The sequence below is a fragment of the Paenibacillus sp. J14 genome, from assembly GCF_000518465.1.
Lineage (GTDB): Bacteria > Bacillota > Bacilli > Paenibacillales > Paenibacillaceae > Fontibacillus > Fontibacillus barengoltzii.
The window spans coordinates 14,463-26,745 of record NZ_JADQ01000040.1 but is presented as its reverse complement, the minus strand read 5'-3'; the positions used below and the strand labels follow the sequence as shown (position 1 = coordinate 26,745).

The window sequence follows — 12,283 nt, the reverse complement described above, 5'->3', positions numbered from 1 at the left end:
AAATGGATGTTGCAAATTATTTACCTAAAGACAAAAGTGATTACGATTCGATTAAATTACTAAAAACTTTATCTAAGGCTGAACTAAAGTTGATTTTACCGGAAATATTAGAATGGACTAAGGATATAAACTGGCCTGTAGCCCCCTTAATTATTGATGAATTGTTAATTCCACTAGGCCAAGACTTAATTCCATCATTAAAAGACATATTAGAATCTAATGATTACGACTGGATACAAAATATTTTGTGGCACTTAATTAGGAAACTTGACACCGGGATTATCTCTAGTTTAAAAGAGGAACTTTACAGGCTCGCTCAACTAAAAAATAAAGATCTCATTGAATACGACATACCCGAAATTGCCAAGGAATTACTCGCACAATCAAAATGACCACAGTTGGCCTTAACAATCCAGAATTGGCTGATGAGAACTTAATCCGTTGGATCTGTGGTAATAAATGAAACGGAACGTGATCACAATGATTGAACCAAACGATTGGCGCTTAAGAAACCAAACAAAGTACTTATTGGGTAAGAAGATGTTATTTCAAAATTACCTTTTTATGAATCAATCATGGGATCATAACCATTGTGAGTTCTGTTGGAAAAATTCCCCGAGGAATGTGATAGAGGTTACGCAACGGAAGAAAAATACTATTGGGTTTGTCCAAGCTGCTTCGAAGATTTTAAAGATATGTTCAATTGGAAAGTTAAATCAGAATAGGGGGACGACAACGGACAACCATCGATATTCTCAAAGCACCCTGGGAAAGAGCAGCAGGGACATAACCTGCTGCTCTTGTACTAATTACCTACTGTAGCTGTCATCACGCACTTCCTAAGTACTTTGCTAATCAGAGTGATGAGGTAAAGACATGGACGACATCCAAAGAATTGCACAGGAAATGTTAAAAAAGGCGGAGTCCATCCGAAATGAGTTGTTGATTTAATCCGATATTGGATCAAAGAAATCAGGTATATCTGTATACTGAAGTCAAGAAAAGAAAGCCAGAATCGTACATCTGGTGTTTGGATCAACACGGACAGCCTTTATGGAAACATCGTTTTCGTGGTGTAATGACTTGGTTCAACCTAAGCCTATAAGGCTTGCTATTAACTAAATTTGTTGATGCGGATCGATATGATGTGGACTTAGTGGCTTATGAAATGCTCAGGATCACACAAAAAAGTAGCGGGAGTACACCTGCTGCTTTTTCATTACTTACTAACTTCATGGCGCCAACATCGCGAACTTATCCAGTACGATGACGATATGACAGTTATACAAGAGGTGATGAAGTAAACATGGAAGAAGTATACTATTGTCCGTAATTAGACAAAAGAGAAGAAACAGACCAGTGTTATGCAAAGTGTATTCATTTTTCTTTTCATAAATAATATCATCTACAAAATGCAAGTGTATCAATTCCAAGGGGGAAGTCATAATTTGAGTCAAAGTGTGAAAGGAAGCTGTAATTCCATTCATAGTGAAGAAGTGTGTTCCAAAATCACTCCGCTATTTTTGTTAAGACAAGAAGCTATGGTGCATTATTTAACGGAAGAACCTATCTTTATGTACTGTAAAGAGAATGAATTATCTGAAGAGAAAACCTTGGAACAGGTGTTAAGATGCAGAGTATGGACCGCAGACAGTATCATTTCATGGTCGTTTTTTTCCGAATACCGTAACTTTCTTGATGAGAGCGGGAAGGAGTCACCTCTTGTTATTAGAAAGGTGTATTGGAATAAAAATCAGGAATATTATTTAAACCTTCCTCCAAATGTGAGAGCAGATCTGATGACGAAATGGCCCGATGCCTTAATACAAAATGTATATGTGTACGCCGAGGATGCACTAGAGCTTATTAGAATGCTCATGAAATTGGATAGCATAATTCTAAAACTAAAAGTTCCAGGTGGAAGAGGAACGGAAGTTGTGTCGACTAAGCTTGAGACAGAAGTAAGACGTTTGTTTGATTGGGGCTTGTATCACCTTAGTTGGAATGAAACCCGTATCAATCCAAGTGTGGAGGGCTATTTTGAGGAATTATTCCGTTATGTTGAAGGCTTTATATCCCGTTATCAAAAGAGCATTCATACCATTAATCTGGATTATACGATTCCGCCGAAAATTTTTAAGAGCATAGTAGAGGGTAATCATTAAAGATTTCATAAAATAGCTAAGACACTTTTTCATGGTAAGCCTTGATACGGAGAATTATCCAAAGTGGGTGATGCAAATATTCACCTATACATGAGGAAAGTGATGATCATAGTGAGCCATCAGAACGATTGGCGCATAAGAAACCAAGCAAAGTACTTATTGGGTAAGAAGATGGTATTTCAAAATTACCTACTTATGAATCAATCATGGGATCATGACCATTGTGAGTTTTGTTGGAAAAAAATTCCCTGAGGAATGTGATAAAGGTTACGCAACGGAAGACAAATACTATTGGGTTTGTCCAAGCTGTTTCGAAGATTTTAAAGATATGTTCAATTGGAAAATTGAATCAGAATAGGGGCACGAAGGCTGACAACCATCGATATTCACCCCAGTACATTCTTTGCCGGAGAGATGAGGTGAAGACAGGGATGACATCCAAAGGATTGCACAGGAAATGTTAAAAAAGGCGGAGTCCATCCGAAATGAGTTGTTGAAAGTCCGTGCGGATCAGAAAGTGATCCGATTTTACGAAACAAATCGTCCCTATGGACAATTTACCAACTTTGCTCTTTATCCAATTGAGATAAATGATAAGGTCTGGCCAACGTCGGAGCATTATTTTTCAGGCACAGAAGTTTGCGGGGAGTGAACATGAGGAAGCGATTAGACAAGCGGAAACCCCTTTTCAAGCTGCACAGATGGGGAGAGATCGATCCCGGCCGCTTCTAAGTGATTGGGAGCAAGTGAAGTTGAAAATCATGCGACAAGCAGTGGAGGCGAAATTCCAACAGCATCCTGAACTGAGGGGATTGCTAGTATCTACGGGAGATTGCTTGCTAATTGAACATACGAGGAATGACCGCTTTTGGGGTGACAACGGCGATGGGTCTGGGGCAAATTGGCTCGGCAAAATCCTGATGGAAACTCGCGAAAAATTATCCGGCTCAGAAGAAGCATTGTTTATATTACCTCCTTGGGTGGCTTTTCCGGAAGAGGATCCAACCAGCTTATTTTGGCGAATGGGGAAGGGGGAAAGTTATCTGGATGAGTACTGGCAGTGGAAGGAGAAGTTAACGGACTTGGCGAAAGAGCAGTACGATGCTTACTTTATTCCTCCATTAGGTTGGGAAGAGCGAGAAGTCTAGGAGGTGTTCCCTTGTTTCCCACAAATAATAAAGGATTGTTATTATCCCAATTTGTCGTGTGGAATGGGGGTGTGAGTATTTCGCCGAAACGGAAATATATATGAAAAATCGAATATATTCGCTCAAATATGGCGGATTTGGCCCATTCTATATGAAATTTCATATATAATCGCTCCCTTGAAGCCCGAACTTTGAGATTTTATGTGAAAAATCGAATATATTTCCGCCAAATGGGTAGTTTGCAGCGAATTATGTTCGAAAAATCATATATATTTATACGGACAGCCTTAAGGAAACATCGTTTCACGGTTCGATGAAATAGGAGCACCCACGAGCACAAGATCACACAAGAAAGAGCAGCACCAAAAAAGCAGCAGGCCCACACCTGCTGCTTTTGCATTACTTACTATACTGCACCGGCGCCGACGGCGGGGATTCACCCAGCACGTTGACGGCGGTGACTTGGATCCAGACGGAGCTGGAGTCGGTCTTGAACGAGAAGTGCGGGTCCGAGGTGGAGCCGACCTTCGTGTAGGTGCCGCCTTGGGCATCAGACACGTAGACGTTGTAGCTCGTCACCAGGTCAAGGGGACCGTTCGCATCCCAGCTCACCGTGAATCCGCGGTCGTCCTGCTTCACGCTCACGTTAGCTGGCGATGAAGGTAATGGACCGTTGTTGCCATTGTCGCCAATGATACCGCCGTCGCTGCCGCCTGGCATTTCACCATGCGTATCCGGCGTCGAACCGTCGCCCGGGAATACGCCGCCGCCAAAGACGTTAACGATCGCGCTTGGCGCCGATTCCTTGCCGGCCACATCAACGGCCGTGACGTAGTACGCGGTGGTGAAGCCAACGAATCGATCGTCGGTAATTACCGCCGGATCTCCAACCAGTGCGGCTTTCCCAGTATACTGGAACGTCACGCCGTCATCCGCGCGGTACAAACGGTAACCGACGACGTCTTTTTCCGTATTTTCATTAAACGTGATCGTCGCTGCTCCACTGCCTGCAGACAAGGCAACATTCGCCGGAGGCGCTGGTGCCTGACCATCGTCGACACGAGGATCTGGCTTGTAAGGCGCATCCTCCCCGGCATCCTTCGGCAAGTAGAAGCTCAGCGGTTTGTGACTGCCGGACATTCCGGCGAACGCCTGCTCCAGTTGTTCCTTGAGCACTTCGATCGGCGTCTCGCGCTTCACGACAACTTTCTCACGAAGCATATCCGAAGGCGTTGTTTCGAGCGGCACGTAGTTGATGCCTTCGTATGTCACGTACTTGGCGCGAATCAATACGTCGTCCGGTTCGGTTGGCACATATTTCGCATTAAAAATATCCGTAACCAGCTTCCCGGCCTGTTGGGTCAACTGGGTAGGCAACTTCCCGCTGTAGCCGGAAACTGTCTTCTTCACGATGCCGTCCGGCTTCGTGAACGCTTCGGTCGTAAACAATTCCGGTCTGCTATCGGTAACCTCGTTCATCACGAGCGCCCAAATTTTGCGCGCCCGGGATTTGCCGGCCTCCGACAGCGTGTTCACCGGTTCGCGATACCCGATCCATACGCCCAGCGTGACGTCCGGCGAGTAACCCATGAACCAGACGTCGGCATAGTTTTGTGTGGTTCCGGTTTTGCCGACAACCGGGATTTTGCCATATTTCTTGAAGTCACTCTTGATCGATTTGCCGGTGCCGTCCGTGATAACGGTGCGAAGCATATCGGTCATCAGGTAAGCCGTTTGCTCGGAGAAGACTCGCTCCGGCTTCACCTCATGTTTGTAGACGATGTTGCCTTTCGCATCGGTAATCTTCTCTATCATATATGCGTCGGTAAACTGCCCCCCGTTAGCGATAGAACTGTACGCATTGGTCAGTTCTTCAACGGTGACGCCATACTTCAAGCCGCCAAGTACACCGGTTTGCGCATGGTAATCCTCTTCTTCCAATGTGGTGATGCCCAGCTTCTTGGCAAAGTCCCAAGCTTTGTCGATGCCCACGATATTGTTGAAAACTTTAAGCGCTGGGATATTCCGCGATTCATTCAAAGCGGTCCGCGCGGTCACCAGCCCTTTATAGCCGCCGCTGGAGTTCACCGGGATGTGGAAGCCTTTTTGGTAGTCCTTCAAAATAATCGGCGAATCATCAATGATCGATGCGGGCTGAACTAACCCTTCTTCAAGCGCCGGTAAATAAGCGGCGATCGGCTTCATCGTAGAGCCGGGTTGCCGTTTCATTTGCGTTGCATAGTTCATTTGCTCCGTATAGAAGTCGCGGCCTTCGATCATGCCAAGGATTGCGCCGGTCTTGTTATCGATCATCATCGAGGCGACCTGCTCCAGCCCCTTCTTCTCACTGTACGGAGAGAAATTGTCCGCGTTCTCCGATACCTTGTGCATAGCGTTGTAGACCTTCTTGTCGATGGTCGTGTACACCCGGTAGCCTCCGGTCAGCAACTCCTGCCGAGCTTCCTCGAGGATGGCGGAGTTGGCGGCAATCTCTTCTTTGGTCATCTCCGGATTGTTGAGCATCGCCAGGACAATGGCGCCTTGACGTTCCGTCTCCAGCATCAGATACGGGAACGTGTCATACGCCTTCTTCGTTGGCTTGGCCAGCGATCCTTTGATATCGAAGGCCATCGCTTCATCGTATTGCGCTTGCGTGATTTTGTTCTCCTCAAGCATACGTTGCAGCACCAGCTGCTGGCGTTTGACCGCCCGCCCGAACGCCTCCTCGTTAAACTCCCCTTTGCCGTTAAAAGCGGAATAGGTAGAGGGAAGCTGAGGCAGACCCGCCAAATAGGCCGCTTGGGCGATATTCAAGTCCGACAGATTGCTGACGTTGAAGAGCCCTTTGGCCGCGGCTTTAATGCCGTAAACCTGATACCCGTTCGAACCGTTGCCGAAGGGAACCTTATTCAAATAAGCTGTAATGATTTCTTCCTTGGATAAAAAACGCTCCAACCGAAGTGCGAGCAGCATTTCCTTAATCTTCCGGTCTTCGGTCTTATCCAGGTTCAGGAACACGCGCCGCGCCAGCTGCTGAGTCAGCGTACTGCCGCCGGTCTGCACGTCCTCTTTGAGCACCCGCTGCTTCACCGCCCGCAACGTCCCCTTAAAGTCGATCCCAATATGTTCTTCAAAGTGATTGTCCTCGATAGCGATTACAGCATCGATCACGATTTGCGGGATTTCTTTATAGGTGACAGGACGGCGATCCTCTTCCGATCGCAGCTGGCCGATCGGCTGGCCGTCACGGAAATAGGCGAAGCCGGTCATTTCATTATGATTGATTTTTGCTTCAATGTCGGCACGCGACCGCACCGGATCGTCCTTAACGATGGAGGATACGTATCCGAATACGGCTCCACCGGCAAACAGAGCGCCGGCAAATCCAAACAGAACGAGCCAACCCACAATCGCCCAGGCTAATCTGCCTTTTTTGCGCTTCCGGGCGGGTTTTGCGGTTTTTTCGCTCCGGTTATTGCGCCGCAGCTTGCCGGAGTTTTTGTCGTTCTCATGATCCATGCATGATCCTCCTTTATAAACAGCAACATTATAGCATAAAAAAGGGGATTTGGATGTTTTTTCAGCGTATTTTGGCGTGTGACGAAGCCGACTTCCTGCTTATGACCTAGCTTTCGTAGATTTGACTTAGGGAATGCATCTATGTTATATAATATTTTAAATTGCAAATCGACAAAGGCTTAGAAAGACTCAGTAGAAGGCGGATTCCCGCTGCTCAGAGAATCGGTGGTTGCTGCGAACCGATGAGCGGATCGCTTTTGAATTACCGTCTGGAGCCGTCCGGGGGAACGCGCGTCAAGATGCGCTAGTAGTCCGGTACCGGGATATCCCGTTATGTGAATGAAGTGAAAACCGTCATCGGTACGTCTGGCAATTTGCTGCAGGAACCGCAAGCGGTTTTAATTAGGGTGGTAACGCGAGTGCTCCTTCTCGTCCCTTGGGATGAGAAGGAGCTTTTTTGCGTTTAGATTTCTTAAGCAGGTCTAATGAATATGGAGGTAAGAAGAGCAATGAAATGGGAAGAATTAAGCGCGGCCCAGCAGGCCGAGGTGGAACGCCAGCTTCAGGTAATTTCCCGCGGTGTCGTGGAGATCGTGCCGGAGGATGAATTGAAGCAAAAAGTCATCAAGTCAGTTGTAACCGGCAAGCCGCTCAAAGTAAAGCTGGGGTTGGACCCGTCCGCACCGGATATTCATATCGGTCACACGGTGGTGATGCAGAAGCTGCGGCAGTTTCAGGAGCTGGGCCATCAGGTGCAGTTGATCATCGGCGATTTTACGGGACGGATCGGCGACCCGACCGGTAAATCGGAAACTCGCAAGCAATTATCCGAAGAAGACGTGCAACGGAATGCGGAAACGTACCGGAAGCAAATTTTTAAAATTCTGGACCCGGAAAAAACGCAAGTCAACTTTAACTCGGAGTGGCTTGCACCGATGACGTTTGCCGACGTCGTGAAGCTGTCCGCAAAGGTAACCGTGGCACGTATGCTGGAACGCGACGATTTTACGAAACGGTATACAAGCGGTCAGCCGATCAGCATCCATGAGTTTTTCTACCCGCTGATGCAAGGCATGGATTCGGTGGCGCTGGAGAGCGATATCGAGCTGGGGGGAACGGACCAGAAGTTTAACCTGCTCATGGGCCGGACGCTGCAGAAGGAATATGGCAAAGACACGCAAGTGGCCATCATGACTCCAATCATCGAAGGCTTGGACGGCGTGCAGAAGATGAGTAAGAGCCTTGGCAACTACATCGGTATTGATGAAGCGCCAAACGAAATCTACGGTAAAGCGATGTCCGTGCCGGACGAGCTGATGACGAAGTACTTTGAGTTGGTGACTGACCTGTCTCTCGAAGAGCTGGCAGAGCTTACGGAAGGTCTTAAATCGGGGGCCGTGCATCCACGCGATGCCAAGATGAAACTGGCTCATACGCTTGTTCGGATGTACCATGGTCAGGAAGCCGCCGATGCGGCGCAAGAGCATTTCGTCACTGTGTTCCAGCAACGGGCGCTGCCGGAAGATATTGAAGAGAAAGAAATTCCTGCTGCTGAACTGGACAATGGTAAAATCCGTTTGATCAAGCTGCTGACACTGATCGGATTCGCTGCCTCCAATGGGGAAGCAAGACGCAGCATCCAGCAGGGCGCGGTGAAGCTGAACGAAGCGAAGATCAGCGACCCGAATGCCGAAGTCGAGTTGACGGGCGGCGAGATCATCCAGGTTGGCAAGCGTAAATTCGCGAAGCTTCAAATAATATAATCGGATATTCACAAAGCCGGAATGGAATTGAGGATCTGACTTTATATAAAGATCCTTCTCCGATATTTGCGTACAAACATCAATAATCACAGTTAAAAGAGGAACGGAACTTTTCCTGTTCCTCTTTGGAAAGGATCTGCTATGACCGATTGTATACTTTGCGAAGTTATAAATTCGCGGGATGCCGTTGTTTTACACGAGTCCAAGTATTCTCTATGCATATTCGATCTGTATCCGGCCACGAAGGGACATTTGTTGATTTTACCAAAGCAACATATTGAGCAGCTTCATCTGATCGACGATGTTAATCTTCAAAACGATTTGTTTGATATGTTAGTTACGGTATGTAGGTGGCTTGAGGAGAGTCATTTTTGTATGGCTTACAACATAGTTCAAAGTAATGGTCCGCTAGCTGACCAAGATATCCGACATGTTCATTTTCACGTCATTCCACGGTATGAAGATGATGGAATCGTGATCGCTCTTAATGAACATACCGAACGAGCGGATCGGGAAACCTTGCAAGCGATTTGCTCGATTATCAAACTTGGAAACATACAGAAATAAATAAAACCGACCCAAGTCGTTATCGACTTGGGTCGGTTTGCTTATACGAATCTTAACGGTTGTAGAATTCGACGATTTGCTTCTCGTCGATGTCTTGCGACAGCTCGGAACGTTCTGGCAAACGGATGTATTTGCCTTCCAGCGTCGTGTCGTTGAATTCCAGGTAAGCTGGAAGATGTGTGCGGTTCTCCAGAGCTTCCTTCACGGAAGAGAGACCGCGGCTTCTTTCACGCAGGCCGATAACGTCGCCAACGTTAACGCGGTAAGAAGCGATGTCTACTTTCTTGCCGTTAACCGTTACGTGACCGTGGGATACGAGCTGACGTGCACCTGCACGAGAGTTCGCGAAGCCCAGACGGTAAACCAGGTTGTCCAAACGGCTTTCAAGCAAGATCATGAACGTTTCGCCCGCGATACCAGGCATGTGCTGCGCTTTCTCGAACAGGGTGCGGAATTGCTTCTCACCCAAACCGTACATGTGGCGCAGTTTTTGCTTCTCGAGCAATTGTGCTCCGTAGTTACTTACTTTTCTGCGTTGGTTAGGACCGTGTTGCCCCGGAGGGAACGGACGCTTCAAATCTTTGCCAGTGCCGCTCAAGGAAATGCCAAGACGGCGGCTGAGTTTAAATTTAGGACCAGTGTAACGTGCCATTGTATAGGTAGACTCCTTTGTTAGTTAAATTTCGTCTAGGGTTCTACTTGCGCGGGTTTTGTTTGGTTGAGCGAAGGATAGATAATGATACGCTCCCTGACAGGAAAGTTCAGCCGCTGTCCCGTCAGCAACAAAAACCGAGAGGGTGCTCGCATGCGTTACGCCCTAAGTAAGACTCTATCCAGTCTTCATCAACAATATATATTATATGAATTGGGGTTATAAAGTCAATAAGTGAGTTTGTTGAGATGGGCTGATTTTTGTCGATAGGGCTTTAGTCCCAAAAAAATGCCTTGAACCGCAGGATTTATAATGCAAAACCCTAAATAAGGTAGTAAAATAGAGATATCAGATCGGATACGGCGGAGATGGACAAGCTTGAACTCCAGAGGGCAAGAGCTTGTCCGTTTAATATTTATTGCAGTCGAGAGGTACAATTCCAACGTAACATATAAAGGAGCATTTTTATGGCCGATCAATCCTTGGGTCAGCCGATGCTGAACCTGAACAACGTTTCCGGCCTGCCGCGGCTTGATGATCTTAACGAACATACAGATTGGTTGCGGCAGCTCGATATTACCGTCCACGATTTTCCTTATATTGATTCTATATTAAAACAGGCCTTCGCAGAATGGCGCAAGCAGATTTCCGATATGCCGGAACTCGGCGAGGTCGATGTCTTCCTTGCCGATAGCTGCGGCGAGAAGCTGCTAATCGATTCACTAAACCCGCGGCAGCTGCTGGAACGTTCCTGGCCTAGCGGAATGGAAGAGGTCATCAAGGAGAGCCTGTGTGAACGCAAAGCCATCGCAGTCCAGAAAGCCGACGGCGTTTATGCGGCAGTACCGGTGCATACGCGCATTCATGGCGAGTTGTTTGCGATGATTGGCTGTCTCATGCGTGAGAGCTGTACATCAGAGGCGCTCTTGTTTGCCAAGATGACAGCTCGGCTGTATCAAACTTGTTTTTATCGTTGCTTTGAGGGCATGTTCATTACGGATTTGGTGCGCATCCAACAGCAAGCCAAACGGGAGGAGCAGCGCCGTTCCAAGCTGTTTCAAATGGTGCAGAAGCTTCATGATAAGATCGACGTAGATTCGGTGCTGACCGAGGTGTTCGAGCGGGTGTCCAACATGTATCCGAATGCCCGTCTGGAGTTGCTGATGTCCCAGGACCATGTAAGCTTCGATCCGCGAGTTAAATCATTTCAATTGCTTGGACAAGGCGATGAACTGCTCGTGAGGGCATTCATGGAGGGGCGCATGCAAACTAGGAACATCATAGACTCAACGGGAGATGGCGAGAGCAGTTTGGAAATCGCCGTACCTCTCAGCGGAAAACAAGGGGTGTACGGGGTTTTCCATTTGCAAATCGAACGGGAAGAGATCGATGATGTGGATTTACAGCTGATCAGCATGTTGGCCGATACGGCCGGCACTGCATTTGAGAATGCGAAGCTGTATGAACAGTCAAACTTGCTAATTAACGAGCTGAGGTTGATTAACGAACTAACGAAACGACTGAATCAAAGTTTGCGGCTCAAGGAAGTATTCCAATTTGCAACCGAAGAGCTTCTATCGATCTTCCAAGCGGAATATTGCTGCATTTCTCAAGTCAACAAACATACAGAAACGTTTGAGATTATGTCTTGCAACGTGCCGGGGCTGTCGAAAGAGCATTTTTCGATGACCTATGGATTCAGCGGGCTGGTCTATTCCACGCAGGAACCGATCATCTTGTCGGACTTCCAAGCCTACGGGAAGGTAACCTCAAGATTTATGGAGGAGACGAACTCCCGCTCGCTGATCACTGCACCTTTATTCGTCCGGGGTGAAGTGATCGGGGTCATTATGCTGGCTCACCGCAAGCCACGCTTCTTCTCCTATGATAATTATAAGCTGCTGCAGGTCCTATCCTCCCATATCGGGCTGGCCATTGCCAACGCGTCGTTGCATGCGGAGGTACGCCGGATGGCGAATCGGGATATGCTGACGGGGCTTTATGCCCGCCATTATGTTGATGATGCGATTAAGGAATTTCAGAAAAGAGACGCGAACGGTTCCTTAATCATCGTAGATATCGATCAGTTTAAGCAGGTCAATGACACGTTTGGGCACCAAACTGGGGACAAAATCCTGAAGCAGGTGTGCTCCATCGTCAAGAACTCGATCCGCAAGACCGATATCGCCGCCCGTTGGGGGGGCGAAGAGTTGGCCGTGTACCTGCCCGGTGCGAGCGCAGAGAACAGCTACGAAATCGCAGAAACGATCCGGTTGCGTGTCGCGATGGATACCGATCCGCCGGTGACCGTCTCATGCGGGATCGCTGAGTGGGGAAAAGACGATGAGAAGCTTAGTGTGGAGTCACTGTTCTATGTGGCGGATATGGCACTGTATAAAGCGAAGAACAATGGGCGGAACCAGACGCAAATCGGCTCCAGAGAAGACGCCCCTTCCTTGTAAATGGTGT

Annotated in this window: 8 protein-coding genes and 1 other annotated feature; of the genes, 6 read left to right on the top strand and 2 right to left on the bottom strand. The window is 47.6% G+C overall.

Going from position 1 to position 12,283, the window contains the following annotated elements:
- The first annotated feature begins 2 nt into the window (after positions 1-2).
- From M891_RS0115190 to M891_RS24010, 3 genes are all read left to right on the top strand, one after another.
- Positions 3-392: a DUF5071 domain-containing protein gene (locus M891_RS0115190; protein WP_028539437.1), complete on the top strand. Its 390-nt coding sequence runs from the start codon at positions 3-5 to the stop codon at positions 390-392.
- Positions 393-1,448: 1,056 nt separating this feature from the next.
- Positions 1,449-2,165 (top strand): hypothetical protein, encoded by a 717-nt coding sequence (locus tag M891_RS0115185; RefSeq protein ID WP_127576415.1) that lies wholly within the window; start codon positions 1,449-1,451, stop codon positions 2,163-2,165.
- A gap of 590 nt (positions 2,166-2,755) precedes the next feature.
- Entirely contained in the window at positions 2,756-3,313 is a 558-nt protein-coding gene (locus M891_RS24010) for an NADAR family protein (protein ID WP_232228354.1), read from the top strand.
- Positions 3,314-3,712: 399 nt separating this feature from the next.
- On the opposite strand, the gene M891_RS0115170 is transcribed toward M891_RS24010, so the two are convergent.
- Positions 3,713-6,832: a transglycosylase domain-containing protein gene (locus M891_RS0115170; RefSeq protein ID WP_028539434.1), complete on the bottom strand. Its 3,120-nt coding sequence runs from the start codon at positions 6,830-6,832 to the stop codon at positions 3,713-3,715.
- A gap of 171 nt (positions 6,833-7,003) precedes the next feature.
- Positions 7,004-7,272 (top strand) — a binding site (T-box leader).
- A gap of 69 nt (positions 7,273-7,341) precedes the next feature.
- On the opposite strand from M891_RS0115170, the gene tyrS reads away from it, so the two are divergent.
- On the top strand, positions 7,342-8,595 hold the full coding sequence (tyrS, locus tag M891_RS0115165; protein ID WP_016311590.1) for a tyrosine--tRNA ligase: 1,254 nt from the start codon (positions 7,342-7,344) through the stop codon (positions 8,593-8,595).
- A gap of 141 nt (positions 8,596-8,736) precedes the next feature.
- Positions 8,737-9,162: an HIT family protein gene (locus M891_RS24005; protein WP_016311591.1), complete on the top strand. Its 426-nt coding sequence runs from the start codon at positions 8,737-8,739 to the stop codon at positions 9,160-9,162.
- Positions 9,163-9,214: 52 nt separating this feature from the next.
- Here M891_RS24005 and rpsD read toward each other — a convergent pair whose 3' ends face one another.
- On the bottom strand, positions 9,215-9,814 hold the full coding sequence (gene rpsD / locus M891_RS0115155) for a 30S ribosomal protein S4 (RefSeq protein ID WP_016311592.1): 600 nt from the start codon (positions 9,812-9,814) through the stop codon (positions 9,215-9,217).
- Positions 9,815-10,281: 467 nt separating this feature from the next.
- Between rpsD and M891_RS0115150 the strand changes: the two genes are divergently transcribed.
- The gene (locus M891_RS0115150) at positions 10,282-12,276 is read left to right on the top strand and encodes a diguanylate cyclase (protein WP_028539433.1); all 1,995 of its coding nucleotides are present in this window, start codon (positions 10,282-10,284) and stop codon (positions 12,274-12,276) included.
- Positions 12,277-12,283: the final 7 nt, after the last annotated feature.